The organism is Streptomyces asoensis, from assembly GCF_013085465.1.
GTDB classification, from domain to species: domain Bacteria; phylum Actinomycetota; class Actinomycetes; order Streptomycetales; family Streptomycetaceae; genus Streptomyces; species Streptomyces cacaoi_A.
In genome coordinates this window covers 4,385,486-4,411,383 of record NZ_CP049838.1, presented here as the reverse complement: position 1 = coordinate 4,411,383, position 25,898 = coordinate 4,385,486, and the positions used below count along the sequence as shown (strand labels likewise).

At 72.2% G+C, this 25,898-nt stretch carries 23 protein-coding genes and 1 tRNA gene; 14 read left to right on the top strand and 10 right to left on the bottom strand.

All coding sequences use genetic code 11. The features are described from left to right. Positions 1 to 50 precede the first annotated feature (50 nt). Positions 51 to 124 (top strand) — tRNA-Ala (locus G9272_RS19585). Between the two features lie 920 nt (positions 125 to 1,044). On the opposite strand, the gene G9272_RS19580 is transcribed toward G9272_RS19585, so the two are convergent. Together G9272_RS19580 and G9272_RS19575 are read right to left on the bottom strand one after the other, a co-directional pair. Beyond that, on the bottom strand, positions 1,045 to 3,540 hold the full coding sequence (locus G9272_RS19580; protein WP_171397793.1) for an ABC transporter permease: 2,496 nt from the start codon (positions 3,538 to 3,540) through the stop codon (positions 1,045 to 1,047). Beyond that, positions 3,534 to 4,310: an ABC transporter ATP-binding protein gene (locus tag G9272_RS19575; RefSeq protein ID WP_171397792.1), complete on the bottom strand. Its 777-nt coding sequence runs from the start codon at positions 4,308 to 4,310 to the stop codon at positions 3,534 to 3,536. Before G9272_RS19575 ends, G9272_RS19580 begins: the two co-directional genes overlap by 7 nt. A 133-nt stretch (positions 4,311 to 4,443) precedes the next feature. Here G9272_RS19575 and G9272_RS19570 point away from each other — a divergent pair, with 133 nt between their 5' ends. Then, complete coding sequence (locus G9272_RS19570; protein ID WP_253267857.1) at positions 4,444 to 5,808, top strand: sensor histidine kinase; 1,365 nt, start codon at positions 4,444 to 4,446, stop codon at positions 5,806 to 5,808. 20 nt (positions 5,809 to 5,828) lie between these two features. Beyond that, on the top strand, positions 5,829 to 6,440 hold the full coding sequence (locus G9272_RS19565; RefSeq protein ID WP_253268218.1) for a response regulator: 612 nt from the start codon (positions 5,829 to 5,831) through the stop codon (positions 6,438 to 6,440). A gap of 6 nt (positions 6,441 to 6,446) precedes the next feature. On the opposite strand, the gene G9272_RS19560 is transcribed toward G9272_RS19565, so the two are convergent. Continuing rightward, a complete protein-coding gene (locus G9272_RS19560) occupies positions 6,447 to 6,929 on the bottom strand; it encodes a GNAT family N-acetyltransferase (protein WP_171397790.1) in 483 nt (160 codons plus the stop codon). 110 nt (positions 6,930 to 7,039) lie between these two features. Between G9272_RS19560 and G9272_RS19555 the strand changes: the two genes are divergently transcribed. Continuing rightward, the gene (locus G9272_RS19555) at positions 7,040 to 7,843 is read left to right on the top strand and encodes an exodeoxyribonuclease III (RefSeq protein WP_171397789.1); all 804 of its coding nucleotides are present in this window, start codon (positions 7,040 to 7,042) and stop codon (positions 7,841 to 7,843) included. A gap of 110 nt (positions 7,844 to 7,953) precedes the next feature. Here the strand turns inward: G9272_RS19555 and G9272_RS19550 are convergent, their stop codons facing one another. After that, positions 7,954 to 8,598 (bottom strand): MerR family transcriptional regulator, encoded by a 645-nt coding sequence (locus G9272_RS19550; protein WP_171397788.1) that lies wholly within the window; start codon positions 8,596 to 8,598, stop codon positions 7,954 to 7,956. Between the two features lie 141 nt (positions 8,599 to 8,739). Between G9272_RS19550 and G9272_RS19545 the strand changes: the two genes are divergently transcribed. The 4 genes from G9272_RS19545 (at position 8,740) to G9272_RS19530 (ending at position 12,430) form a co-directional block, all read left to right on the top strand. After that, positions 8,740 to 10,248 (top strand): flavin-containing monooxygenase, encoded by a 1,509-nt coding sequence (locus G9272_RS19545; RefSeq protein ID WP_171397787.1) that lies wholly within the window; start codon positions 8,740 to 8,742, stop codon positions 10,246 to 10,248. Continuing rightward, positions 10,245 to 11,198, top strand: a complete 954-nt coding sequence (locus tag G9272_RS19540; RefSeq protein WP_171397786.1) for an alpha/beta fold hydrolase — start codon at positions 10,245 to 10,247, stop codon at positions 11,196 to 11,198. Before G9272_RS19545 ends, G9272_RS19540 begins: the two co-directional genes overlap by 4 nt. Continuing rightward, the gene (locus G9272_RS19535; protein WP_171397785.1) at positions 11,195 to 12,079 is read left to right on the top strand and encodes an SDR family oxidoreductase; all 885 of its coding nucleotides are present in this window, start codon (positions 11,195 to 11,197) and stop codon (positions 12,077 to 12,079) included. The genes G9272_RS19540 and G9272_RS19535 overlap by 4 nt, the downstream gene beginning before the upstream one ends. Positions 12,080 to 12,172: 93 nt before the next feature. Continuing rightward, the gene (locus G9272_RS19530; RefSeq protein WP_171397784.1) at positions 12,173 to 12,430 is read left to right on the top strand and encodes a hypothetical protein; all 258 of its coding nucleotides are present in this window, start codon (positions 12,173 to 12,175) and stop codon (positions 12,428 to 12,430) included. Positions 12,431 to 12,533: 103 nt separating this feature from the next. Here G9272_RS19530 and G9272_RS19525 read toward each other — a convergent pair whose 3' ends face one another. Further along, positions 12,534 to 15,911 carry a S41 family peptidase gene (locus tag G9272_RS19525; protein ID WP_171397783.1) on the bottom strand — a complete coding sequence of 1,126 codons (3,378 nt, stop codon included), beginning with the start codon at positions 15,909 to 15,911 and terminating at the stop codon, positions 12,534 to 12,536. Between the two features lie 184 nt (positions 15,912 to 16,095). On the opposite strand from G9272_RS19525, the gene G9272_RS19520 reads away from it, so the two are divergent. From G9272_RS19520 to G9272_RS19495, 6 genes are all read left to right on the top strand, one after another. Continuing rightward, on the top strand, positions 16,096 to 16,701 hold the full coding sequence (locus tag G9272_RS19520) for a TetR/AcrR family transcriptional regulator (RefSeq protein WP_171397782.1): 606 nt from the start codon (positions 16,096 to 16,098) through the stop codon (positions 16,699 to 16,701). A gap of 138 nt (positions 16,702 to 16,839) precedes the next feature. After that, the gene (locus tag G9272_RS19515; protein ID WP_171397781.1) at positions 16,840 to 19,077 is read left to right on the top strand and encodes an MMPL family transporter; all 2,238 of its coding nucleotides are present in this window, start codon (positions 16,840 to 16,842) and stop codon (positions 19,075 to 19,077) included. Between the two features lie 350 nt (positions 19,078 to 19,427). Continuing rightward, positions 19,428 to 19,919, top strand: a complete 492-nt coding sequence (locus G9272_RS19510; RefSeq protein ID WP_171397780.1) for a YbaK/EbsC family protein — start codon at positions 19,428 to 19,430, stop codon at positions 19,917 to 19,919. Next, positions 19,916 to 20,761 carry an EamA family transporter gene (locus tag G9272_RS19505; protein ID WP_171397779.1) on the top strand — a complete coding sequence of 282 codons (846 nt, stop codon included), beginning with the start codon at positions 19,916 to 19,918 and terminating at the stop codon, positions 20,759 to 20,761. Before G9272_RS19510 ends, G9272_RS19505 begins: the two co-directional genes overlap by 4 nt. Positions 20,762 to 20,806: 45 nt before the next feature. Beyond that, a complete protein-coding gene (locus G9272_RS19500; protein WP_171397778.1) occupies positions 20,807 to 21,697 on the top strand; it encodes an arylamine N-acetyltransferase family protein in 891 nt (296 codons plus the stop codon). Positions 21,698 to 21,772: 75 nt separating this feature from the next. Continuing rightward, complete coding sequence (locus tag G9272_RS19495) at positions 21,773 to 22,045, top strand: DUF1876 domain-containing protein (protein ID WP_171402066.1); 273 nt, start codon at positions 21,773 to 21,775, stop codon at positions 22,043 to 22,045. 3 nt (positions 22,046 to 22,048) lie between these two features. On the opposite strand, the gene G9272_RS19490 is transcribed toward G9272_RS19495, so the two are convergent. The 5 genes from G9272_RS19490 to cbiQ form a co-directional block, all read right to left on the bottom strand. Next, the gene (locus G9272_RS19490; RefSeq protein WP_171397777.1) at positions 22,049 to 23,230 is read right to left on the bottom strand and encodes a serine hydrolase domain-containing protein; all 1,182 of its coding nucleotides are present in this window, start codon (positions 23,228 to 23,230) and stop codon (positions 22,049 to 22,051) included. Between the two features lie 76 nt (positions 23,231 to 23,306). After that, positions 23,307 to 23,771 (bottom strand): organic hydroperoxide resistance protein, encoded by a 465-nt coding sequence (locus tag G9272_RS19485; RefSeq protein WP_171397776.1) that lies wholly within the window; start codon positions 23,769 to 23,771, stop codon positions 23,307 to 23,309. Between the two features lie 125 nt (positions 23,772 to 23,896). After that, on the bottom strand, positions 23,897 to 24,364 hold the full coding sequence (locus G9272_RS19480) for a MarR family winged helix-turn-helix transcriptional regulator (protein WP_171397775.1): 468 nt from the start codon (positions 24,362 to 24,364) through the stop codon (positions 23,897 to 23,899). Then, positions 24,361 to 25,149 (bottom strand): energy-coupling factor ABC transporter ATP-binding protein, encoded by a 789-nt coding sequence (locus G9272_RS19475; RefSeq protein ID WP_171397774.1) that lies wholly within the window; start codon positions 25,147 to 25,149, stop codon positions 24,361 to 24,363. The genes G9272_RS19480 and G9272_RS19475 overlap by 4 nt, the downstream gene beginning before the upstream one ends. Then, positions 25,137 to 25,898 carry a cobalt ECF transporter T component CbiQ gene (gene cbiQ, locus G9272_RS19470; RefSeq protein ID WP_171397773.1) on the bottom strand — a complete coding sequence of 254 codons (762 nt, stop codon included), beginning with the start codon at positions 25,896 to 25,898 and terminating at the stop codon, positions 25,137 to 25,139. Before cbiQ ends, G9272_RS19475 begins: the two co-directional genes overlap by 13 nt.

Sequence of the window (25,898 nt, the reverse complement as noted above, 5' to 3'; positions counted from 1 at the left end):
ACGGATTTCCAAGCAGGCCGACCGGGATGCTAGAGTTTCACTCGTTGCAAGGGCCTGTGGCGCAGTCTGGTAGCGCACCTCGTTCGCATCGAGGGGGTCTGGGGTTCAAATCCCCACAGGTCCACGCAGCTCAAAGCCCCGGTCGGGATTCCCGACCGGGGCTTTGGCCATCTCGTACAGCAGCGAAGTACGGCAACTACTCCGGATCTTGTTCCCAAGGTGCCTGCCGAGCTTGCGCAGTGCCCGGCGGGTGGCCTCCGAGGGCACGTGCGTGTACACCTCCATCGGCACCGCGATCTTGCTGTGCCGAGTGTCGAGGAGGCCGATCCGACGGACGTCGGCCCGGGTCGAGCGGTCGACGAACCGGCGGTTGAAGTGCGGGGTCCGAACGGCGTGCCGTAGCGCGTGCGGAACACGAAGTCGAAGTCCGACCACAGCTCGCCGGCCGCCTGCCTGGTTAACTCCCGTTCCCTCTGCCCGAGCCGGAGAGCCGCAAAGCAGATCTCCGGAAGCGGCAGCACGGCCGTGGACGCCTCGATGGTGAGGCTGAGCGCTTCGCAGCGCCGGAAGCCCAGGGGGAGCACATCGACGGCGGAAGGGTGTGGCCACGGCCCGGATTCGAACCGGGGTTTCCGCGTAGGGGCGAACCCCCGTGCGACGTCTTGGGCCGCTAAAACGACTCATGGCCAGGCGGATCGTACCGACTCGGAGTCCGGCGAGCCCATTTCTTTTCGAGGGGTGACGCTTCAGGGCACCGGCTCGGGTCGAGCTCACCATCGGGCGTGGATGGCCGTCTGCACCCCTGATCGTCGAATACGGCCAAATCGCGACCTACTGGGATCCGGTCAGATTCGCTCACACTCAAACACATGGGGGCGATTCGGGATCGTGACCAGTTGGTTTGCCCCCACCGCATGATGTGCGTCCCCCGAGTGGGGTGAGCCGTAGAGCGCGGGGCGCGCTCACAGGCCACCCGACATCCGAACGCCTGCGCAGGGCCTCCCCCGTCACCAACTCCGCGCCATCCCCCACAGGTCCGGTGGTTCACGGCCGGGGCCGGCGTAGTGCCGGTGTTGTCGATGCCAGTGCCGTGGTGACGGCGAGCAGGGCGCATGCTGCTGTTGTCCAGGTGAGTGCCTGCCAGGGCAGGGCGATTGTCGGCGGGGCCGAGAGCAGGTGCAGTGCGGCGCTCAGGCCGGTCAGGTTGACGGCCGTCACGATGAGGCCCAGCAGCGCGCCTACCGCTACGGCGGTCAGTGCCTCGGTGGCGGCCAGTCGCAGTATCTGGCCGCTTGTGGCGCCGGCCAGCCGGAGGGCCGTCAGGTCGGCTCTGCGTTCGGCCGCCGCCATGGCCAGGGTGTTGGCCAGCGAGATGCCGGTGTAGAGAAGCGCGATGCCCAGGACGAGCAGCATGCCGAGCCGGGTCGTCCGGTTGGTCTGCGGCTGAGCGGCTCGCACCCACTGCGCCTTGTCCACCACCCGCACCCCGTCGACGGCCCGCAGCCGCGCCGCCACCGCCGTCGGGTCGGCGCCCGCCCGCACCCGTACGTCCACGCGGTCCACGCCCCCGCCGCCCGCGTTGGCCGGGGTGACGTAGGCACCGTTGTCCCCGGTGCCGATGGACAGTACGGCGGCGATCCGGAGGGTCTTCGGCGTACCGTCCCCGAGCCACACCCGCACCCGTTGTCCCACCCGGTGCCGCGCCCATTCCTCGGTCACGACGATCGACCCGTCGTCGAGGTCGCCGAGCCGCCCCGCGGTCACCGGCAGCCGTACGGTGGCGTCGAGCAGCGCCGGATCGGCCGCCCGCGCCTCGGACTTCACCAGCGCCACGCCGTCCTCCAGCGTGAACACGGCGGTGGGGGAACTGGCCGACACGATCGTTCCGGGCACCTGCCGGAGCTTCTCGAGTGCCCCTGTCCGCAGGGTTGTTCCGTCCTGCGGGGTCACCACGAAGTCGGCGACCGTCTGCTGCCGTACCTCCGCCGCCCGTGCCGCGCCGATCGTGGCCGTCGCGCCCAGCAGGGAGCCCGCGAGCGCGACGGTGACCAGGACGGGCGCGGCCACCGCGGCGGTACGGCGGACCGCCGCGACCGCGCCGGCCCGCGCCAACAGGCCCACCGCGCCCGGCAGCCGGGGCACCAGCGGACGCACCGTCAGGGGCGAGAGCAGCGCCACCGCCGTGATGAGCAGCATCGGACGGCTGATGTACGACTTGCGGTGCAGCAGCTCGCCCGGGTCGGTCACCAGCGCGTACGCCAGGGTCGCGACCGCCGCGAGCAGCAGCGCCGTACCGCACACGCGCCGTCCCGGGGTCAGCGCGCGCCCGTCCACCGAGGCCTCGCGCAGCGCCTGGGCCGGGGCGGTGCGTCCGGCCCGCCAGGACGCGGCGAGCGCACCGCACAGGGCGACCAGCAGGCCCGTCCAGAAGGCCAGAGGGTACGGCCAGACCCCGGCCGATGTGCCGCCGATCGCGTACCACTTCGGCGCGAGCCCGCCGTCGACCACCAGGTCGGCCAGGAGCGGCGCGCCGTACGTGCCCAGCACGCAGCCCGTCGCCGAGGCGAGCGTGCCGACCAGCAGAGCCTCCGCCAGAACGGTCCGCCGGATCTGGCCCGGTGTCGCCCCGGCGGTGCGCAGCAGGCCGAACTCGCGGCGCCGCCGGTCGACCGCGAAGGCGAAGGTGGAGGCGACGACGAAGACGGACACGAAGGCGGTCACGCCGCCCGCCGTGCCGAACAGGGCGTTCAGCGCAGTCAGGGCCTCGGCGTCCCGGCCCGGGTCGGCGTCGGCCAGCCGGCGGGCGTCCCCGGTGAGGATCCGTACGCCCTCCTCGCCCGTGACCGCCGCCCGTACGGCCGCCGCGTCCGCCTCCACGACCAACTGGGTCGACTCCGGGGCGAGACGGGCGGCTTGGGCGTCCGGGTAGAACACGGCGTGCTCGAAGCCGGGGCCGAAGCCGGGGCCGGATCCGGGCCCGTGTTCGAGTCCGGGTCCGGGTCCGGGTTCGCTTATCGTCCTGACCGTCTCGACTGTTCCGACCACGCGCAACGGGCCGTCCGCGGTGCGCAGTCGGGTGCCTATGGTCGCCCAGTCACCGCTCGTCACCACCTCGTCGGTTGCCGCCGGGGCCCGGCCCGCGGTCAGCCGGTAGGGGGCGAAGCGGGCCGTCGACCAGGGGTGGCCGACCAGGTCGTCCGGTGCGGCCGGTGCGCCGTACGTCCGGACCGGGAAGGAGCGGTCCTCGGTGACCGGGCCGAGCGCGCGGAGCGCGGCGACGGCCTCGGCCGGCACCGGGCGCGGCCGGGGCAGCTCCTTCGTCCGCTCACCGGTGGGGGTCGCCACCCGCAGGGTGTCCTGGCCCCTGACCACCACGGGCGCCGCCGCGAACCGCTCCGGCGCGCGCACCGGCGCATCCAGGGACGCGGCCAGCGCCTGTCCCATCACGGTGAGCAGCGCGACGCCGAGCGCGAGGGCGACGAAACTGCCGACGAAGGCGGCCCATCGGGCGCGCAGGGTGTGCCACGCGACGCTCAGCACGCGGCACCTGCCGGGGAGAGCGCGGCGCCGTCGGCCGCGGTCTCCAGCCCCGCCATCCGGGTCGCGATCGCCTCCACGGACGCGTCGGCGCCGCAGAGTTCGCCGTGGACGCGGCCGTCGACCAGGAAGACCACCCGGTCCGCGTAGGAGGCGGCGAGCGGGTCGTGGGTGACCATGACGACCGTGCGGCCGGCCTCGTCGACCAGGGAGCGCAGGAGGGTCAGCACCTCGCGGCCGGTACGGGAGTCCAGCGCGCCGGTCGGCTCGTCGCCGAACAACACCTCCGGGCGGGTGATCACGGCGCGGGCCAGGGCGACGCGTTGCTGCTGGCCGCCGGAGAGCCGAGCCGGGCGGTGACCCGCGCGGTCGGCGAGTCCGACCTGCCGCAGGGCGTCGCGGATCTGTGCCCTGGGCGGGCGGCGGCCGGCGAGCCGCAGCGGGAGGGCGACGTTCTGCTCGGCGGTGAGGGCGGGCAGCAGGTTGAACGACTGGAAGACGAAGCCGATCCGTTCCCGGCGCAGCAGCGTCAGCCGCCGTTCGCTCAGCCCGGTCAGTTCGGTACCGCCGATCCGCACCGACCCCGAGGTCGGCCGGTCCAGCCCGGCGGCGCACTGGAGCAGCGTCGACTTGCCCGAGCCGGACGGCCCCATGACGGCGGTGAAGGAGCCCCGGGGGAGGGTGAGGGTGACGTCGTCGAGCGCGGTCACCCCGGTGCCCGCGGCACCGTATCGCCTGCTCACGGAGGTCAGTTGGACGGCGTGTGTGGTCATGGCCCTACGAAACCGTGCGCACCCCGGTCCGGTCTCTCGGGCAGGACCGAGACCTGGGGTAGGGCCAGGCATACCCCCGAGCCTCCGGTCAGGCCGATGGTCCCGGCGTGGCGCCCCTTCTACGGTGATCCGTATGCAACCCCGAAACGTGTGGCAGGCCTTGATCCGCCCGGGTTACCTGCTGTCGCCGTGGCCCTGGCGGGCCGTCGCCTATCTGCTGACGGGGGCGGTCACCGGAGCCGCCGTCCTCGTGGGACTGGTCGCGGTGGTGGCGGTGGGCGGAGTCCTCGCGGTCGTCCTCGTCGGGCTGCCGCTGCTCGCGGCCGTCGCCTTCGCCGGGCTGCCCGTGGCTGCCCTGGAGCGGCGCCGGCTGCTACTCGTCGACGCGGACGACGCGCCCGGCGCGCATGCCGAGCCCGCCGCGCCGGGCCTGCGCAGCTGGCTCACCACCCGGCTCCGGGAACGGGCCACCTGGCGCGAACTCGGCCACACCTTCCTCGTCGCATGCCTCCTCTGGCCGGCCGAGGCACTCCTGCTGACCGTCGCCCTGTTCGTTCCCCTCGCGACGGTCGCGACCCCGCTGCTGCTGGCGACGGTCGGCGGGGGCCGTGAGACGAAGGTGCTCAAGGTGTGGACGGTCACCGGCTGGCCGGCCGCCTTCGGCGCCGCCGCGCTGGGCGTGCTGCTGCTGGCCGTGGGCGGGTACGCCCTCGGGGTGGCGGCGGGCGCCCGGGCCGCGCTGACCCGGCTGCTCGTCGCCCCGCGCGGGGGCGACCCGCAGGCCAGGGTCGTCGAACTGACGCGCTCGCGCGCGCGGTTGGTCGACGCGTTCGAGGGAGAGCGTCGGCGGATCGAACGCGATCTGCACGACGGCGCCCAGCAGCGTCTGGTCGCGCTCACCATGAACCTCGGTCTGGCACGTCTCGACGCCCCGCCCGGCGGCCCCCTCGCCGAGCAGCTCGCCCGTGCCCACGAGGAGGCGGGCGCGGCCCTCGCGGAACTGCGTGAGCTGATCCACGGCATCCACCCCCAGGTGCTCGCCGACTACGGCCTGGAGGCGGCCGTCGCCGACGCGGCCGACCGCTCGCCCGTCCCTGTGGACATGGAGTTCGCCCGGTCGGTGCCGAGGCTCCCGCAGGCCGTGGAGGCCGCCGCCTACTTCGTGGTCCGCGAGGCGCTGGCCAACGTCGCCCGGCACAGTGGTGCGCGGCGCGCACGCGTGCGTGCGGAACACCGGGGCGGGCGGCTGCTCGTCCTGGAGGTGACCGACGACGGCCGCGGCGGCGCCGACAGCGCCCGCGGCACCGGCCTCACCGGTCTCGCGGACCGGGTGTCGGTGCTCGATGGAAGACTGACCCTGACCAGCCCGCCGGGCGGACCGACCCTGCTGCGTGTGGAGATCCCTTGCGAGCCGAGCCAGCCGAGCCTGCCGAGCCTGCCGAGCCCGCCGAACGAGCCGAGCGACCGGACGGGAACGGTCACCGAGGCCTCCGCGTAGTCCTCGCCGAGGACGGTGTCCTGCTGCGCGACGGCCTGACGACGCTGCTCACCCGCTTCGGGCACGAGGTCGTGGCGGCGGTGGGCGACGCGCCGGGTCTGCTGGCGGCGGTCGCCGACCACACGCCCGACATCGTCGTGACCGACGTCCGCATGCCGCCCGCCTTCCAGGACGAGGGGCTGAGGGCGGCGGTCCGGCTGCGCGCGGAGCGGCCCGGACTGCCGGTGCTCGTCCTCAGCCAGTACGTGCAGCGCGCCTACGCGGCCGAACTCCTCGACTCCGGCGACGGCACCGGCGTCGGCTATCTGCTCAAGGACCGGGTCGGCCAGGTGGAGGAGTTCGTGGACGCGCTGCGCGAGGTCGCGGCCGGCGGCACGGTCGTCGACCCGGAGGTCGTACGGCAACTGCTGCGCCGGCGCCGCGACCCGCTGGCCCGGCTCACCCCGCGCGAGCGCGAGGTGCTGGCGCTGGTGGCGGAGGGGCGGTCCAACGGTGCGATAGCCCGTCAGCTGGTGGTGTCGGAGGCGGCCGTCGGCAAGCACATCGGCGGCATCCTCACCAAGCTGGACCTGCCCCCGGCGGACGACACCCACCGCCGCGTCCTGGCGGTGCTCGCCTACCTCAGAAGCTGAGGTTTCTCAGGAGCCGAGCGGCTTGGCGTAGCACCGGCTGTTCTCGAACTCGCGGTAGTAGCCGAACTTCGTGCAGGGCGTGTACCCGCTGGAGGTGTACAGGGCGATGGCCTCGGGCTGCTCGGTGCCGGTCTCCAGGACCATCCGGACGCGGCCGGCCTCCCGCGCGTCCTCCTCCAGCGCGGTGAGCATCCGCCGGGCCAGTCCTCTGCCCCGCATCTCCCGGATCACGAACATCCGCTTGAGTTCGGCGTCGCCGTCCTCGTGCCCCTTGCCGTCGTCGTCCTGGCTGCGCCAGCCGCCCGTGGCCACGGGCCGGTCCAGCTCGTCGTACGCGATGAGGTAGACCCCGCGCGGCCGCTGGAAGTCGGACGGCTCCAGGACCGTGGCGTCACCGCCGTCGCCGTAGCGCTCGTGGTACTCGGCCTGGACCTCGTCGTTGAGCTTGACGGCGTCGGGGTGGTCGAAGGCGACCGGACGTATATTCATGCCGCTCACAGTAGTTGTATGCACATTCTGGGAAAAGTCGATTCTGGACCTGGTCCAGTGTGCCGGTATCCGGCGGAGCTCGGCGCGGAAGCGGCCTGTATCGTGCCCGGGTGCTGACCGTGACCTCCGTGAACGTGAATGGACTGCGTGCCGCCGCGAAGAAGGGCTTCGTGGAGTGGCTCGCGGACACCTCCGCCGACGTGCTGTGCCTCCAGGAGGTGCGTGCCGAGCCGGGGCAGCTGCCGGAGGCGGTCCGGGCCCCCGAAGGCTGGTTCGTCACCCACGCACCGGCCGCCGCGAAGGGCCGGGCCGGCGTCTCGCTCTACAGCCGCCGTGAGCCGGACGCCGTCCGGATCGGCTTCGGCTCGTCCGAGTTCGACGGCAGCGGCCGTTACGTCGAGGCCGACCTGCCCGGTGTGACGATCGCCTCCCTCTATCTGCCCTCCGGCGAGGTCGGCACCGACCGGCAGGACGAGAAGGTCCGCTTCATGGGCGAGTTCCTGGCTCACCTCAAGGACCTGCGTGTCCGTGCCGCCGCCGACGGCCGCGAGGTCCTCGTGGTGGGCGACTGGAACATCGCCCACCAGCAGGCCGACCTGAAGAACTGGCGCTCCAACACCAAGAACTCCGGCTTCCTCCCGGAGGAGCGCGACTGGCTGACCCAGGTCTTCGCCCCGACGGACGGCGGCTACGTGGACGTCGTGCGGACGCTGCACCCGGACGTGGCGGGGCCGTACACGTGGTGGTCGTACCGGGGCAGGGCGTTCGACAACGACTCGGGATGGCGCATCGACCTTCACGTCTCGACGCCCACCCTCGCGGACAAGGCCGTCAAGGGGCTCGTCGAGCGGGCGGCCACGCATGACGAGCGCTGGTCGGACCACGCTCCGGTGACGGTGGTCTACAACCTATAGGGCGACCGCGAGTACGACCTGGGTATGACCCGCAAGCGCGACCGCAAGCGCGCCAAGCGCGACGGCAGGCGTGACCGCAAGCGCGCCAAGCGCGACGGCAGGCGTGACCTCTAGGTCGTCTTGTGCAGCCGTCGGTCCAGGGCGAGGGACAGTTCTGCCTCGACCACGCTGCGGGCCAGGGGGCGCAGGCGGGGCAGGTCGTCCTCGGTCGCGTGGCGCAGGATCAGGTCGGTGAAGAGGGTGGCGAGGGCGTCGGCGTGTTCGCGGACCCGGACGCCGGCCGCGAGTACCTCGGCGAGTGGGATGCCCTCGCGGACCAGGGCGGAGGAGACGTCCAGCAGGCGGCGGCTGATGTGGACGATCTCGTCGCCGTCGGTGCCCAGGTAGCCGAGGTCCAGGGCGGCGGCGAGGTTCTCGGTGGTGACCTGGCCCTCGAAGCGCGCGGCGAGTTCCTCGGGGGTCAGGCGGACCGGTTCCTCCTCGGTGGGGCCGCCGACGCCCAGGAGGTCGGCCACGCCGCGGCCGTGGTCGAGGGCGTCCGCCAGTTCCGCGATGCCGGTGAGGGTGTGGCCGCGTTCCAGCAGCGCCGCGATCGTGCGCAGACGGGCCAGGTGATGGTCGTCGTACCAGGCGATACGGCCCTCGCGGCGGGGTGGCGCCAGAAGCTTGCGCTCGCGGTAGAAGCGCAGGGTGCGCACCGTGATGCCGGCCTCCGTGGCCAGCTCCTCCGTTCGGTACTCCCGCTTGTCCGTCACGGGCGAAGCCTATGTTGTACCGCCGGTAGCTTTCCCTCTCCCGGCCCCTACCCATCGGTACGGAGCTGCTCTAGTCTCCCATTGCGCCAGTGTTCACTGGCAGAGTCCGTAGAGTCGCACGCACGGCTAGGAGGTGTCGGGATGACCGAACACGTACGGGTGGCGGTGATCGGGTCCGGTTTCGGTGGGCTGGGGGCGGCCGTGCGGCTGCGCCGCGAGGGGATCACCGACTTCGTCGTCCTGGAGCGGGCGGGCAGCGTCGGCGGCACCTGGCGGGACAACAGCTACCCGGGGTGCGCCTGTGACGTGCCCTCCCACCTGTACTCCTTCTCCTTCGCGCCCAACCCGGACTGGCCGCGTACCTTCTCCGGGCAGGAGCACATCCGCGCCTATCTGGAGCACGTCACGGACGTCTTCGGGCTCCGTCCGCATCTGCGGCTGGACTCCGAGGTGCTGCGGATGACGTGGGACGCGCAGGAGCTGCGCTGGGACATCGAGACCAGCGGCGGGCGGTACTTCGCCGATGTCGTCGTGTCGGCCACCGGGCCGCTGTCCGACCCGAAGATCCCGGAGATCCCCGGCCTCGACACCTTCCCCGGCAAGGTCTTCCACTCGGCCCGCTGGGACCACGACCACGATCTCACCGGGCAGCGCGTCGCCATGGTCGGCACCGGCGCCTCGGCCATCCAGATCGTGCCCGCCGTCCAGCCCGACGTCTCCCGGCTGACGCTCTTCCAGCGCACCCCGCCCTGGGTGATGCCCCGCATGGACCGGCCCATCAGCGGCGCGGAGCGCGCACTGCACCGCGCGCTGCCCTTCACCACCCAGCTGCGCCGCGGGCTGTTGTGGGGCATACGGGAACTCCAGGTCCAGGCGTTCACCAAGCACCCGAACGAACTCGGCTTCGTCGAGCAGCTCGCCAGGCGGAACATGGCCCGCGCCATCAAGGACCCGGCCCTGCGCGCCAGGCTCACCCCGGACTACCGCATCGGCTGCAAGCGGATCCTGCTGTCCAGCACCTACTATCCGGCCCTCACGCAGCCCAACGTGGACGTCGTCGCGAGCGGGCTGAGCGAGATCCGCGGGTCCACGCTGGTCGCCGCCGACGGCAGCGAGGCCGAGGTCGACGCGATCGTCTTCGGCACCGGCTTCCACGTCACCGACATGCCGATCGCCGACCGGGTGGTGGGCGCCGACGGGCGGACGCTCGCGGAGAGCTGGAAGGGCGGCATGGAGGCCCTGCGCGGTGCCTCCGCCGCCGGCTTCCCCAACTGGATGACGATCATCGGCCCCAACACCGGCCTCGGGAACTCCTCCATGATCCTGATGATCGAGTCCCAGCTGAACTACATGGCCGACTATCTGCGCCAGCTCGACGTACTCGGAGGGCGCGCGGCGCTGGACGCCCGGCCGAGCGCCGTGCACGCCTGGAACCGCCGGGTGCAGGACCGGATGAAGCGGACGGTGTGGAACACGGGCGGCTGCACCAGCTGGTACCTGGACGGGAGCGGCCGCAACACCACCATCTGGCCGGGCACCACGGCCGAGTTCCGGCGGGCCACCCGGCGCGTCGACCTCGCGGAGTACGAGGTCCTGCGCGCACCCGTCGTGCAGAAGGCCGCCGAGGAGCCGGACGAGGTGACGGCATGACCTCCTCCGCCGAGCCCTCCTCCGCCGAGCCCTCCGGCAAGGCCTCCTCCGGCAAGCCCTCGGGCAAGGACTCCCGCGTGCCTTCGCGTGAGCTCACCGCCGTCTCCGCCGACGGCACGCTCCTGCACGTCGAGGTCCACGGTCCCGAGACCGCGCCCGCCGTCGTCCTCGCCCACGGCTGGACCTGCTCGACCGCGTTCTGGGCGGCCCAGATCCGGGACCTCGCCGCCGACCACCGGGTCATCGCCTACGACCAGCGCGGCCACGGACGCACCCTGCCGAGCCAGGCGTGCAGCACCGACACCCTCGCCGACGACCTGGAAGCGGTCCTCGCCGCGACGCTCGCGCCCGGGGAGAAGGCGGTGATCGCCGGGCACTCCATGGGCGGTATGACGGTGCTGGCGGCAGCCGGCAGAGTCGCCTTCCAGGAGCACGCGGTGGCCGTCCTGCTGTGCAGCACCGGGGCCTCGGGACTGGTCGCCGAGTCCACCGTCCTCCCCCTGCGGCCCGGCCCGTTGCGGACCTGGCTGACCCGGCACATCCTCGGGTCGAGGGCGCCCCTCGGACCGGTCACGCCGGTCGCGAAGCGGATCCTCAAGTACGCCACGATGGGCGCCGGTTCGGCCCCGCACATGGTGGACGCGTGCGCCCGCATCGTGCACGCCTGCCCGCGCAAGGTGCGGCACACCTGGTCGCACGTGCTGAACCTGCTCGACCTCGACCACGGCGTACGGGAGTTGCGGGTGCCCACGGCGGTGATCGTCGGCAGCGGCGACCGGCTCACCCCGCCGGTGCACGCCCGCCGGATCGCCGCCGCGCTCCCGCACTGCGTCGGCCTCACCGAACTGCCCGGCCTCGGCCATATGACGCCGGTCGAGGCACCCGACCTGGTCACCGGCCGGATCCGGGAACTCGTCACCACATACGCACAGTTGAAGGAGGGCGCATGAGCAGGGTCAGTCTCGAAGGACAGGTCGCCGTCGTGACCGGGGCCGCGCGGGGCGTCGGGGAGCTGCTCGCCCGCAAGCTCTCCGCGCGCGGTGCGAAGGTGGCGCTGGTCGGCCTGGAGCCGGACGCGCTGAAGCAGGTCTCCGAGCGGCTGCACAGCGACAGCTACCACTGGTACGCCGATGTCACCGACCACGAGGCGATGGCCCGGGTCGCGGCGGAGGTGAAGGAGCGCTTCGGCAAGGTGGACATCGTGGTCGCCAACGCCGGTGTGGCCAACGGCGGTCCGTTCGCCGACTCCGACCCGGAGGCCTGGCGCCGGGTCATCGAGGTCAATCTGATCGGCTCGGCGGTCACGGCCCGCGCCTTCCTGCCGTTGCTGCGGGAGAGCCGCGGCTACCTGCTCCAGATCGCCTCGCTCGCCGCGATCACCCCGGCGCCGATGATGACCGCGTACTGCGCGTCCAAGTCGGGCGTGGAGGCGTACGCGCACAGTCTGCGTGCCGAGGTCGGTCACCAGGGTGTCGGCGTCGGCGTCGGTTACCTGTCCTGGACCGACACCGACATGGTGCGGGGCGCCGATCAGGACGAGGTGATGCGGGAGTTGAGGCAGCGGCTGCCGTGGCCGTCGAACAAGACGTACCCGCTGGGGCCGGCCGTCGACCGGATCGTGGCCGGGATCGAGCGGCGCTCGTCGCACGTGTACGGGCAGTGGTGGCTGCGGGGGATGCAGGGGGTGCGCGGCTATCTGCCCGCGCTCATCGGGACGGTGGGCCAGCGCGAGATGAAGCGGTTCGCGCCCCGGCTGCACGGGATGCGGACGGGGCTGGTGGGCGCGGGTGGCTCCGCCGACGAACAGGCGAGGGCTACGCAGCGTAGTTGATCGACATGCGCCGCGTGAGTGCCCGTGTGAATCTGGTCGAGGCCCCACCAAGGGGCCCCAACCCCCCTCATCTCCCCACAGGAGTGAACCCACATGGGTATGAAGGACAAGTTCCAGGACCAGTCGGAGCAGTTCAAGCAGCAGGCCAAGCAGAAGGTCGAGCAGGCCAAGGAGCAGGCTCAGCGCGGCAAGCAGCGTCCGGGCGAGCGTCCCGGTGAGCGGCCCGGCGAGCGTCCCGGTGAGCGTTCCAACGGGCGTCCCGGTGAGCGGCCCGGCGAGCGTCCCGGCCAGCCGTCGGAGCGTATGCGGCGCGAGGACGACGAGCGCATCGGCCAGGACTTCGACGTGTAGCTGAGCTCGGCTACCGCCGTTGACGTGGGGCGCCCTCCCTCGGGAGGGCGCCCCTGCGTGTCTCCGGCTGTCCCCGGATCCCTGGTCTCCGGATCCCTGGTCTCTATAGCCCTTGGCGGGGCGGCAGTCGGGGCCGGGAGCGGTCGGGGACGTCGTCGTAGGTCGGCGGGGTCGCCGGGGGGCGGGTGCCGAGGAGGTCCAGGGCCAGCCGTACGGCGTCGTCGAGTTGGGCGTGGCGGCCCTCGGCCCAGTCGAGCGGGGTGCGCAGCACCTCGAGGTCCGGGGTGACGCCCTTGTTCTCCACGGACCAGCCGTACGCGTCGAACCAGGCCGCGTTCATCGGGACGGTGATGACGGTGCCGTCGCCGAGCTGGTGGCGGCCGGTCATGCCGACCACGCCGCCCCAGGTGCGCTGGCCGACCACCGGGCCCAGCTTCAGCAGCTTGAAGGCGGCCGTGATCATGTCGCCGTCCGAGGACGTCGCCTCGTCGGCCAGGGCCACCACCGGGCCCCTCGGCGCGTTCGAGGCGTACGACACCGGCTGGGCGTCGCGAGTGAGGTCCCAGCCCAGGATGGTGCGCGTCAGCTTCTCCACCACCAGCTCGCTGATGTGCCCGCCCGCGTTGCCGCGCACGTCCACGAGCAGCGCGGGTCTGGACACCTCCATCCGCAGGTCGCGGTTGAACTGGGCCCAGCCCGAGCCGCCCATGTCGGGGATGTGCAGATAGCCGCACCGGCCGCCGCTCAACTCGTGTACCACGGCCCGCCGTTTGGCCACCCAGTCCTGGTAGCGCAGCGGGCGTTCGTCGATGAGCGGGACCACGGCCACCCGGCGCGGACGGCCCGCCTCGCCCTGGGCCGGGGTGAAGGTGAGTTCGACCGTGGTGCCGCCCGCGCCGGCGAGCAGCGGATACGGGCCGGTGACCGGGTCGACCTGCCGTCCGTCCACGTGCGTGAGGACCGCCCCGTCCCGGATCCCGGTCCCGGCCAGCGGGGAACGCGCCTTGGAGTCGGAGGAGTCGCCGGGCAGGATCCGCCGGACCGTCCAACCGGCGTCCCGGTGTGCGAGGTTGGCGCCCAGCAGGCCCTGGAGGCGCTGGTAGTGCGGTGGGCCCTCGTTGCGGCGGGCGGCGGTGACGTAGGCGTGGGACGTGCCCAGCTCGCCCAGCACCTCCCGCAGCAGATCGGCGAACTCGTCGGGGGACGCGACCCGTTCGACCAGCGGCCGGTACTGGTCGAGGACCGCGTCCCAGTCGATGCCGCACATCCCCGGGTCCCAGAAGTAGGCGCGGATCAGCCGTCCGGCCTCCTCGTACGACTGACGCCATTCGGCGCCCGGGTCCACCTCGTGCAGGATGCGCCGCAGGTCGATCCAGACCGTGGAGTCCAGGTCGCCGGACTCGGCCGACGGCACCGCGCGCAGGTCGCCCTCGTCGACCACGACCAGCCGGGAGCCGTCCCCGCTGAGCGCGAACCAGTCGAGGTGGTCGACGAGTTCGGACTTCTTCGCCTTGCTGATGTTGAAGTACTCGAGCGTCGGCCGCCCGCTGGTGTCGTCCGGGTTGGCGAAGGTCTCGCCCAGCGCCCCCGAGATCGGCCAGCGCAGCCACACCAGCCCGCCGCCCGCCACCGGGTACAGCGCCGAGTACTTGGACGCCGGTACCGGGAAGGGCGTGACGCGGCTCTCCAGGCCCTCGATCTCGACGGTCACGGTTCCGTCGCCGCCCTCGTCGTCCTCCACCGGGTCCAGGCCTCCGGCGGCGGGCCGGCCCTCCGGGGTCAGGGCGAAGGGGGAGGGGGTCGCCGACGACAGCGGCACCAGGTAGGGGCGGCAGCCCAGCGGGAAGGACAGGTCCCCGGTGTGCACGTCGTACACCGGGTCGAAGCCGCGCCAGGAGAGGAAGGCCAGGTAGCGGCCGTCCCTGGTGAAGACCGGGTTCTCGTCCTCGAACCGGCCGTTGGTGACGTCCACGATGAGCCGGTCCTTGATGCGGGCCATCTTGATCTGCCGCAGCGACCGGCCGATCCCCGGATGCGACCAGGTCAGCCAGCTCCCGTCGGGGGAGAAGGCCAGGTCCCGCACGGGTCCGTTGACCGACGAGATCAGCTCGGTGACCGCGCCGGCCGGGTCCGCGCCGGCCGGGCCCGCGTCGGCCGGGTCCGCGTCGGCCGGGTCCGCGTCGGCGGGGCCCGCGTCGGCCGGTTCCTCGGTGCCCGCGTCGTCGGACCCGGTGATGTCGTCGGCCAGGGTGATGTCGTCGGACACGGTGATGAGGAGCAGCCGCCCGTCGTGCGCGGCGACGGCGAGCCGCTCGCCGTCGGGGTCGGACACCATCTCCAGCACCCGCCCGAGCCGCCCGGAGGCCAGCCTTCGGGGCGCGCGGTCGCCGGTGGCCCGGGGCAGATGGGCGATCTCGACGGCGTCCTCGCCCTCCGCGTCCGTCACATAGGCGACCTGGCCGCCCGAGCCGAGCATCTCCGGCAGCCGCACCCGTACCCCGGGGGTGTCGGTGATCGTCCGGGCGGGGCCGTCCCGGTGCGTCAGCCAGTACAGGCTGCCGCGTACGACGACGGCGCTCGCCCGTCCCGTCTCGTCGACGGAGATGCCGTCCACGTGCTGGGCGGCCGGGATCTGGTACGGCCGCCGCCCCGCGCGCGGTCCGCTGAGGCGTACGTCGATCCGGCGCGGCTCGGAGTCGGCGGCGAGGTCGTCGACGATCCACAGGTCGCCGGCGCACTGGTACACCACCCGGGTGCCGTCGCTGGAGGCGTGCCGGGCGTAGAAGGCGTCGTGGTCGGTGTGCCGGCGCAGGTCGGAGCCGTCGTGGGCGCAGGAGTAGAGGTTGCCGACGCCCTCGTGGTCGGAGAGGAAGGCGATCCGTCCGCCGACGAAGAGGGGGGAGTGCAGGTGGCCGTCGAGGTCTGCCAGGAGCCGTTGCCCGTGCAGCCACAGGCGGCCTGTCGCCCCGCCCCGGTAGCGCTTCCAGGCGGCGGGTTCGTGCGGTGGGGTGCCGGTGAGCAGGAGGGTCCTGCCTTCGCCGTCGATGTCCGCGGTCTGGAGGTCGGAGACCGGGCCCCAGGGGAGCTTGCGGCCGGGGGCGCCGTCGGTGGGGACCTTGTAGGCCCAGGTGAAGTAGGAGAAGGGCTCGCCGTGGGAGGCGACGGCGAGGATGTCGGTGTTCCCGTCCTGGTCGGGGGGTGTCCAGCCGCAGACCTGGGTGTCGGAGCTGCCCCAGTAGGTCAGCCGCCGTCCCGGTCCGCCGTCCACGGGCACCAGATGGATCTCCGGGACGAGGCTGCGCCAGCTCGTGTACGCGATCAGGCTCCCGTCGGGGGAGAACCGGGGGTGTCCGGCCTTGGTGCGGTCGACGGTGAGCCGCCAGGCGCGGCCGGGGTCGGCCAGGGGGGCCAGCCAGAGGTCGTCCTCGGCCACGAAGCACAGCAGGTCACCACTGAGGTGGGGCAGACGCAGATAGCTCACCTCCCCATGCTTTTCCGGCAAATGGGGCCGGGCAACTTGTGGGGCCGCCTTATGTGTCCTTCTTATGTGTCCTTCACGTTCGTGAGCCAGCACACGTACGAAACGGTTTCGTTTCGCTGATCCTCAGGGTATCTTCATGGTGTACGAGACGAGTTGGCGACGACGGAGCCGGAAGGTGAGTGGCATGACTGAGATCGCAACGGCGCGTCGCAGTCGCATCACGCCCGAGCGCGAGGCCGAGCTGTACCGGGCCGTGCTCGACCTGCTCCGCGAGGTCGGCTACGACGCCCTCACCATGGACGCCGTGGCCACCCGCACCCGATCCAGCAAGGCGACGCTCTACCGCCAGTGGGGCGGCAAGGCCGAGCTGGTGGCGAAGGCGGTACGGCACGACAAGCCGGGCGCCTCCGCCGGCGGTGTCGACACCGGATCGCTCAGGGGCGACCTGCATGCCCTCACGATGCGTTCGGACGACTGCGAGATGGAGCAGAACTCCGCGCTGATGCGAGGACTGGCCATGGCGATCCATGGCAGCCCGGACCTCCTGAAGGCGTTCAAGGAACACCTCATCGAGCCGGAGATGGCGGAGTTCCGCAACGTGCTCCAGCGGGCGATCGACCGGGGCGAGGTCCGTGCGGACAACCCCGCGCTCGACTATGTGCCGCACATGATGATCGGCGCGTTCGCCGCCCGCACCATGCTCGACGAACAACCGCCGACGCAGGCCTTCCTCCTCTCGTACATCGACGCCGTGGTCCTCCCTGCCCTCGGCGTCTCCACCACCACCTGACCGTCCCCACGGTCCGCCCACCCTGACGTCACCGCTCACGTCGTCGGGCCGATCACCCCTGCCCTCCCCGCCGGGTTGGTCAACCCTGCCCTTGGGGCCTGTGGCCCCACACCACGACCTGACCGGGAGTACGCCTCCGTGGCCACGTTCCTTTACAAACTCGGCCGTTTCGCCTTCAGGCGACGCCACTTCGTCGCCCTGATATGGGTGGCCCTGCTGACCCTGGCCGGCGTCGGCGCCGCCTCCGCGCCCGCCGCCGGCACGACCTCCTTCTCCATCCCCGGCGTCGAGGCCCAGAAGGCCTTCGACCTGCTGGAACAGCGCTTCCCCGGAGCCAGCGCCGACGGCGGGACCGGGCGCATCGTCTTCAAGGCGCCCGAGGGCCAGAAGATGACGGACGCCGCGAACAAGGCGACCGTCGAGAAGACCGTCAAGGCGCTCGGCGACGGCTCCGAGGTCGTCTCCGTCACCGACCCGTTCACGACCAACGCCGTGAGCAAGGACGGAACGGTCGCCTACACGTCCGTGAAGTACGACGCGCCCGGCATGGAGCTGAAGGACTCGACCAGGGAGGCCCTCGAGGCGGCCGGGGACGAGGCCCGGGCCACCGGACTGACCGTCGACGTCGGAGGTGACGCCCTCCAGGCCGGTGCCGAGCCCGGTGCGATCGGCGAGGTCATCGGTCTCGCGATCGCCGCCGTCGTCCTCGTCATCACCCTGGGTTCCCTGGTCGCCGCCGGACTGCCGCTGCTGACGGCGATCATCGGCGTCGGCATCGGCGTCTCCACCATCACCGCCCTCGCCAAGGCGCTCGACCTCGGCGACACCACCTCCACCCTCGCGTTGATGATCGGCCTCGCGGTCGGTATCGACTACGCGCTGTTCATCGTCTCCCGCTACCGGAGTGAACTGGCCGAGGGCCGCGACCGCGAGGAGGCGGTCGGCCGTGCCACCGGCACCGCCGGCTCGGCGGTGGTCTTCGCCGGCCTCACGGTCGTGATCGCCCTGGCGGGCCTCGCGGTCGTCAACGTGCCGATGCTGACCAAGATGGGTCTCGCGGCGGCGGGCACGGTCGTGGTGGCCGTCCTCATCGCGCTGACCATGATCCCGGCGCTGCTCGGCTACGCCGGCAAGAAGGTCAAGGCCACGGGCGAGAAGCGCAGGTCGACCGGCGAGAAGACCGGTGAGAACGGCCGGGCGGGCAAGCAGGCCAAGCCCGGCCTGGGTGTTCGCTGGGCGAGCTTCGTGATCCGCCGTCCGGCCGCCGTGCTGCTGCTCGGCGTGGTCGGTCTCGGCACGATCGCCGTCCCGGCCACCCAGCTGGAGCTGGGCCTGCCCGACGACGGCTCGCAGCCGACGTCCACGACACAGCGCCGGGCGTACGACCTGCTGTCGGAGGGCTTCGGCCCCGGGTTCAACGGCCCCCTGATGATCGTGGTCGACGCCAAGAACAGCGACGACCCCAAGGCGGCGGCCACCACGGTGACCGACGGAATCAAGGACCTCAAGGACGTCGCGACGGTCACCCCGGCGATGTTCAACAAGGCCGGCGACACCGCCACGATCACCGTGATCCCGGGCTCCAAGCCGTCCTCGACCCAGACCGAGGACCTGGTGCACGCCATCCGTGACCAGGGCGTCGACGTCAGGGCCGACACGGGCGCGCAGGTGCTGGTCACCGGCACCACCGCGATGAACATCGACTTCTCGCAGAAGCTCAACGACGCGCTGATCCCGTACCTGGGCCTGGTCGTCGGCCTGGCCTTCCTGCTGCTGATCGTGGTCTTCCGCTCCATCCTGGTCCCGCTGAAGGCGGCCCTCGGCTTCCTGCTCAGCGTGCTCGCCGCGCTCGGCGCCGTGGTCGCGGTCTTCCAGTGGGGCTGGCTCGGCGGCCTGATCGGCGTCGAGGAGACCGGCCCGATCATGTCGATGATGCCGATCTTCATGGTGGGCGTGGTCTTCGGCCTCGCGATGGACTACGAGGTGTTCCTCGTGACCCGGATGCGGGAGGCGTACGTCCACGGCGAGAGCCCGAGCCAGGCCATCGTCACCGGCTTCCGGCACAGCGCCAAGGTGGTGGCCGCCGCCGCGATCATCATGATGGCCGTCTTCGGCGGCTTCATCAGCTCCACCGAGTCGATGATCAAGATGATCGGCTTCGGCCTCGCGATCGCCGTCTTCTTCGACGCGTTCGTCGTGCGCATGGCGATCGTGCCGGCGGTGCTGGCCCTGCTCGGCAAGAAGGCCTGGTGGCTGCCGAAGTGGCTGGACCGCGCCCTGCCCAACGTGGACGTCGAGGGCGAGGGCCTGAAGACCCAGGCCGACGCCGCCTCGTCCCGTGACGGCGACGAGGACCGGGAACTGGTACGCGCCTGACGTACCGGTCCACCGATAGGACCGCCGGTGAGGGCTCCGTGGGGACGGGGCGCCCTCACCGGCTTCTTTTCCGCGGCTTCCGCGGCGCGCCGCGCCTCAGCGGGCCGGCGCCCTGCGGAGCCGGCGTACATCCCACACGAGCGCGTACGAAGCGCTTGCGAGGATCGCGGCTGCGACCCCGATCCGGAGAACCGATGTTTCCCTGTCCGCGGATCCTCACCGACGGAGTGGCTCCCGCACCATGTCGGTGGCATCGGGCCTCCGGACGAACCCGGGCGCCGCCCGTCTGCCGCCCGCGTCGCGGACAACCCGCTCGCGTGTCCCATACACCGACCGCTAGCGTGCCGTGCATGACGACGACAGCCGCGCATCCCCGATTCGCCGAGGCGCTGCACGACCTGGGCCTCGACCAGCTGCACACCCGGGTCCGTCGCTTCCCCGAGGCGACCCGGACCGCCGCCGAGGCCGCCGCCGCGATCGGGTGCGAGCTGAGCCAGATCTGCAAATCGCTGATCTTCGCGGCCGACGGCGTGCCGGTGCTGGTGCTGATGGACGGGGCCTCGCGCGTCGACGTGGAGCTGGTGCGCAGGGAACTCGGCGTGGCGAAGGTGACCCGGGCCGCCGCCGACGTCGTACGGGAGACCACCGGGTACGCGATCGGGGGTGTGCCGCCCTTCGGGCACCGGACGAGGACGCGGGTGCTGGCCGATCGGAACCTGCTCGCGCACGACATCGTGTGGGCCGCCGCCGGGAACCCGCACGTCGTCTTCCCCATCGCGCCCGAGGACCTCGTCGAGCACGCCGACGCGACCCTCGTGGACGTGCGCGAGCGCACCGCGTGACCCCGCTGGTCACCGCGGCCGTCCTGTTCGCCGCGATCACCCACGCCGGCTGGAACGCCATCGCCCACCGGATCACCGACAAACTCGTCGGGTTCACGCTGATCGCCGGCGGCGGCATGCTCATCGGGCTCGCGCTCGTGCCCTTCACCGCGTTCCCGGCGACCCGCGCGTGGCCGTACCTGCTGTGCTCCGCCCTGATCCACATCGCCTACTACGTGCTGCTGATGCGGTCGTTCCGGCTCGGCGACTTCGGGCAGGCCTACCCCATCGCGCGCGGCTCCGCGCCGCTCGTCGTCACCGTCCTCGCCGCCGTCTTCGCGCACGAGGTGCCGGACGGCTGGGCGGCCGCCGGTGTCGCGCTGTCCTGCGCGGGGCTGACCGGCGTCGCCCTGTGGGGGCTGCGCGGTGGGCGGCCGAACTGGGCGGCGATCGGGGCCGCGCTGGCGACCGGGCTGACCATCGCCACGTACACCGTCGTCGACGGGCTCGGCGTCCGCGCCTCCGGGTCCTCCCTGGGGTACATCGCCTGGCTGATGGCCGTACAGGGGTTCGTCATCCCGGCGTACGCCGTCCACCGCTGGCGCGGGGGGACCCTCGCCGTGCTCCGCCCCTACGCCGCTGTGGGCCTCCTCGGCTCCGCGCTGTCCGTCCTCGCGTACGCCCTCGTCCTGTGGGCGCAGACCCGCGCCGACCTGGCGCCGATCGCCGCGCTGCGGGAATCGTCGATCATCGTCGGAGCGGCCATCGGCGCCCTGTTCTTCAAGGAGCGGTTCGGCGCGCCGCGGCTCGTCGCCGCCGGGCTCCTCGTCGTCGGTATCGGCCTGATGCTGCACACCGGCTGACCCCCTCCTCTGCTCGTCCGACGTTCGGCTGGCTAGGGTGAAGTCATGCCCGAGACAACAGCGTTCGGCCCTGACGATCTCGACTCCTACCTGAGGAGGATCGGCTGGGAGGGGGAACGCCGGGCCGACGCGGCGACCCTGCGGGGTGTGCATCTGGCCCACACTCGCGCCATCCCCTTCGAGAACCTGGACCCGCTGCGCGGCACGGTCCCCTCGCTCGTCCCCGCGGACCTGATCGCCAAGCTGGTCCGGGGCGGTCGGCGCGGCGGCTACTGCTACGAGCACAACATGCTGCTCGCGGGTGTTCTGGAGGCGCTGGGCTTCGGGGTGACCCTGCTGACGGCGCGGGTCGTCGTGGGCGCGCGGCGGGTCGAGGACCGGCCCCGCACCCATATGGCGCTCCTCGTCGAGGTTCCGGGCGACCCACGGCCGTACCTCGCCGACGTCGGTTTCGGCGCCCCGGGAGCGCTGCTGGAAGCCGTCCCGCTCACCGCGGACGTCGAGTTCCACGACGCGGGCCGCCGCCATCGCCTCGTCCACGCCCCGCACCGCGGCCCGCTGGAGCTGTGGGTGCTCCAGGCACACGCGGCGAGCGGGGCGAGCGGAGATAGCGGGGCGGCCGGGACCTCCGGGGCGTCCGGCGAGGGCGTCTGGCAGGCGCAGTACGCCTTCACTCTCGAACCCTTCGAGCGGCCCGACTTCGAGGTGATCAACTGGCACATCGCCACCAACCCGCGCTCACCGTTCAGCAGCCGCGTCTACGTCCAGCGCAGCACTGCCGACCGCCACCTCCTCCTCAACGGTCCGCTGCTCATCGAGACCCACCCCGACGGCACCGTCAAGCAGCGCGAGCTCACCGACGAGACGGAGGCGCGCCGAGTCCTCGACGAGGAGTTCGGCATCGCCGTACCGGACGGAACGCGGCTGCTGGCCTGAGCCCGACTGGGTGCGTCCGTCCGCTCTCAGGAGCACCCTGGAAGGAGGACTTCCGGAGGTGACCTCATGACCACTATGCACACCACTGTCGGATGGCATGTCGAGCTGGAGTTCGAGGAGGACGGCCGGCACACGCGCGCGGTCGCGCTGGTACGCCTGCCCGACGGGACCGAGATCAGGACCCAGGGGCATGCCACCCGGCACAACGTGGACATCAACCAGCCGCGGGTCGGCGAGGAGATCGCCGGCGCCCGGGCCCTCAACGAGATCGCCATGCAACTGCTGACCAAGGCCCATGTGGAGATCGACGACGACTCGGGCCGCAGGTCGCACTCGATCAACGTGTGAGCGTCAGCGCCCGCCAGCCAGGGCCGTCCGCACCGCCCGCAGCAGCGCCTGCGCGCGCGGGTCGGCCGTCACGCTCGTCCGGAAGCCGTTGGTGACATAGCCGAAGGCGATCCCCGACTCGGGGTCGGCGAGGCCGAGCGCGCCCCCGCGGCCCGGGTGGCCGAAGGAGGTGGGGGACAGCAGCGGGGACGCGGCTCCGTGCAGCATGTGGCCCAGGCCGAACCGGGTGTTCACGACGAGCACCCGGTCGGGGCCCGAGGACTGCTCGCCGCGCGCCAGTTCCAGCGTCTCCGGGCGCAGCAGCCGCACCCCGCCCGCCACCTCGCCGATCAGTGACGCGTAGAAGCGGGCCAGGCCGTCGGCGGTGGCGATGCCGTTGGAGGCGGGGAGCGCCGCGGCCCGGTATGCGGGGTCGTTCTCGTCGGGCAGCGGGGTGATCGCGGCGAAGGCGCGGCGGGTGAGGGAGGCGGGATCGGCGTAGGCGGCGGTGACGGCGGGCTTGGGCCGGGTCTTCAGCGCCCCGCTCTGCGCGGGCGCGTCCACCTGCCCCACCCGTCCCACTCGCGCGCGCTGCGCCCGCGGCAGCCCGAGCCACAGGTCGGCCCCCACCGGGCCGGCGATCTCGTCGGCGATCCACTCGCCGATGGTCCGCCCGGTGATCCGCCGCACCAGCTCGCCGGTCAGCCAGCTGTACGTCTGCGCGTGGTACCCGTGGTCCGTCCCGGGCTCCCAGGCCGGCGCCTGCGCCGCGACCGCCGCCGCACCGAGGTCGGGGTCGGTGGCCTCGGCGGGTGTCAGCGGCCGGTCCAGCACGGGTACGCCCGCGCGGTGCGCGAGCAGGTGCCGCACGAGCGTCCGCTCCTTGCCCGCGGCCTTGTACTCCGGCCAGTACGTGCCCACGGGAGCGTCCAGGTCCAGTTGCCCGCGCTGGTGCAGCAGCAGGAGTGCGGCGGCGGCGACGCCCTTGGTCGCCGACCGCACGATCTGCGCGGTGCCCTGCTCCCAGGGGGCGGCCTCGCCGGCCGCACCGTCCACGTCCCGCGTCCCGGCCCACAGGTCGACGACCCTGTGCCCGTCCCGGTAGACGGTCACCGCCGCGCCCCGGTCCCCGAGCACCTCGAAGTTCCGTACGAACGCCTCCCGGACCGGCTCGAAGCCCTCGGCCACCGCACCGCTCACGTTCACGCCCGCACGCCCTCTCGGAGATCGCCTTCAACTCCCGGGGGAACACCCCCGTCGAGCCTGCGATTCCTTCGTTTCGCTAGCCGAGAATGATCGTTACATCGATGTTGCCGCGGGTGGCGTTCGAGTACGGGCACACCTGGTGCGCCGCGTCCACCAGCTTCCCGGCGAGTTCCGGGTCGAGGACGGGGAGCGAGACGCTGAGCGCGACGGCGAGCCCGTAGCCCTTGGTCCTGTTGGGGCCGATCCCGACCTTCGCCGCCACCGTGGACCCGGTGAGGTCGAAGCCCGCGCGGTTGCCGACGAGGATCAGCGCGTTGTGGAAGCAGGAGCTGTACCCGGCCGCGAAGAGCTGCTCCGGGTTGGTGCCGTTGCCATCGCCGCCCAGCTCCGGCGGCATCGCCACCTTCAGCTCGATCTGGCCGTCCTGGCTGGTCACGTACCCGTCGCGGCCGCCGTGCGCGGTGGCCTCGGCGACATATGTGATCTTCGTCGGACGGGTGTCGACGGTGCTGACGGTGTCGACGGCGCTGCCTTCGGTCACGGCGGGACCTCCCCCGGGAACTTGCCCAATTACATTGTGCACAAGGTACCGGCCGGTAGGGAGGTGATCGCCTACCAGGGGGTAGTAACCGTGGGTAACTTGAGAGGGGGTCGACGGGGGGTGCTTCAGCGGGTGCGGTCCGCCGCGCCCTGTGCCCGTTCCGCGAGCCCCCACAGTTCCTCGCGCAACCGCGTGACCTCCGCCGTCCCGAGCCCCGTCGTCGCGAGCAGGGTGCCGGGTACGCGCTCCGCGCGCCCCTTCAGCTCCTCACCGCGCCCGGTGCACGCGACGAGCACCGAGCGCTCGTCCCGCGCCGAGCGCTCCCGGCGCACCAGCCCCGCCGCCTCCAGCCGCTTCAGCAGCGGCGACATCGTGCCGTAGTCGAGGCGCAGGGCCGACGCCAGCTCCTTGACGGTCGTCTCACCGCGCTCCCACAGAACCAGCAGCACGAGGTACTGGGGGTAGGTGAGCCCCAGTTCGTCCAGGAGCGGCCGGTACGCGGCGGTCACCGCGCGCTGGGCCGCGTACAGCGCGAAACACAGCTGCTCGTCGAGGAGCAGCGTGCCGTCGACGGTAGGTGCCTCGTTCGTCACGCGCCCATTGTTGCGGAGCGCGGGTCGAACCCGAAGGGCAACTCCAGGCGATGCGCGCGCATGAGGGCGTCGTCGGCGAGCAGATCGCCGGTCCGGCCGTCCGCGACGATCACGCCCTCGCTCAGGACGAGGGAGCGCGGGCACAGCTCCAGGGCGTACGGCAGGTCGTGCGTGACCATGAGCGCGGTGACGTCCAACGACCGCAGGATGTCGGCCAGTTCACGGCGCGAGGCGGGGTCGAGGTTGGAGGACGGCTCGTCCAGGACGAGGATCTCCGGCTCCATAGCGAGCACCGTGGCGACGGCCACCCGGCGCCGCTGGCCGAAGGAGAGGTGGTGCGGCGGACGGTTCTTGAACTCCGCCATGCCGACCTGCTCGAGCGCGTGGTCGACCCGCGCCTCCAGGGCGGCCCCCTTCAGCCCGGCCGCGGCCGGTCCGAACGCCACGTCCTCGCGGACCGTCGGCATGAACAGCTGGTCGTCCGGGTCCTGGAAGACGATGCCGACCTTGCGGCGGATCTCGGCCATGTGCTGCTTGCCGACGGGCAGCCCGGCCACCGTCACGGTGCCCGCGCCGCCGGTCAGGATGCCGTTGAGGTGCAGCACGAGGGTCGTCTTGCCGGCGCCGTTGGGGCCGAGCAGCGCGACCCGCTCGCCGCGCGCGACGGAGAAGTCCACGCCGAACAGGGCCTGGTGGCCGTCGGGGTAGGCGAAGGCCAGACCGGCCACTTCCAGGGAGGGCGAGGGCGTCACGGAAGGCGTCACAGCGTCAGTCACAGGGACCATCCCAACACGCAGACCAGGAGGGCGGCGAACGGCAGGGTCAGCGCGTACGACCACTGCGCCCGTGACGCGGTCACCTCGTCGATCACCGGCATCGAACCGGCGTAGCCCCGGCTGACCATGGCCAGATGCACGCGCTCGCCGCGCTCGTAGGAGCGGATGAAGAGCGCGCCCGCCGACTTCGCGAGCACCCCCCAGTGCCGTACGCCCCGCGCCTCGAACCCGCGAGACTCCCGGGCGATCCGCATGCGCCGCATCTCGTCCGTGATGACGTCGCCGTAGCGGATCATGAAGGACGCGATCTGCACGAGCAGCGGGGGCAGCCGCAGACGCTGGAGGCCGAGGAGCAGTTCACGCAGCTCCGTGGTGGACGCGAGCAGTACGGAGGCGGCGACGCCCAGGGTGCCCTTCGCGAGGACGTTCCAGGCGCCCCACAGGCCGTTGACGCTGAGCGACAGGCCGAGGACGTCCACCCGCTCTCCCTCCGCCACGAACGGCATCAGCACCGCGAACGCGACGAAAGGCACCTCGATCAGCAGCCGTTTGAGCAGGAAACCGGCGGGCACGCGCGCGTGGCGTGCGACGAAGGCCAGCAGGACCGCGTACAGGCCGAACGCCCACATCGCCTCCCGCGGCGTCGACACCACGACCACCACGAAGGCGAAGACGGCGGCGAGCTTGGTGTGCGGCGGCAGGCCGTGCACGGGCGAGTGCCCGTGCCGGTAGAGCCGGTGCGCGTGTCCTGCGCCCAT

Excerpts from the sequence above, each read along its gene's own strand:
- G9272_RS19560 (WP_171397790.1), bottom strand. The coding sequence starts at position 6,929 with ATGAATATACGTCCGGTCGCCTTCGACCACCCCGACGCCGTCAAGCTC.
- G9272_RS19500 (WP_171397778.1), top strand. The coding sequence starts at position 20,807 with ATGCCCGAGACAACAGCGTTCGGCCCTGACGATCTCGACTCCTACCTG.
- G9272_RS19530 (WP_171397784.1), top strand. The coding sequence starts at position 12,173 with ATGGGTATGAAGGACAAGTTCCAGGACCAGTCGGAGCAGTTCAAGCAG.
- G9272_RS19570 (WP_253267857.1), top strand. The coding sequence starts at position 4,444 with ATGCAACCCCGAAACGTGTGGCAGGCCTTGATCCGCCCGGGTTACCTG.
- G9272_RS19540 (WP_171397786.1), top strand. The coding sequence starts at position 10,245 with ATGACCTCCTCCGCCGAGCCCTCCTCCGCCGAGCCCTCCGGCAAGGCC.
- G9272_RS19575 (WP_171397792.1), bottom strand. The coding sequence starts at position 4,310 with ATGACCACACACGCCGTCCAACTGACCTCCGTGAGCAGGCGATACGGT.
- G9272_RS19535 (WP_171397785.1), top strand. The coding sequence starts at position 11,195 with ATGAGCAGGGTCAGTCTCGAAGGACAGGTCGCCGTCGTGACCGGGGCC.
- G9272_RS19475 (WP_171397774.1), bottom strand. The coding sequence starts at position 25,149 with ATGGTCCCTGTGACTGACGCTGTGACGCCTTCCGTGACGCCCTCGCCC.
- cbiQ (WP_171397773.1), bottom strand. The coding sequence starts at position 25,898 with ATGGGCGCAGGACACGCGCACCGGCTCTACCGGCACGGGCACTCGCCC.
- G9272_RS19510 (WP_171397780.1), top strand. The coding sequence starts at position 19,428 with ATGACGACGACAGCCGCGCATCCCCGATTCGCCGAGGCGCTGCACGAC.
- G9272_RS19520 (WP_171397782.1), top strand. The coding sequence starts at position 16,096 with ATGACTGAGATCGCAACGGCGCGTCGCAGTCGCATCACGCCCGAGCGC.
- G9272_RS19495 (WP_171402066.1), top strand. The coding sequence starts at position 21,773 with ATGCACACCACTGTCGGATGGCATGTCGAGCTGGAGTTCGAGGAGGAC.
- G9272_RS19545 (WP_171397787.1), top strand. The coding sequence starts at position 8,740 with ATGACCGAACACGTACGGGTGGCGGTGATCGGGTCCGGTTTCGGTGGG.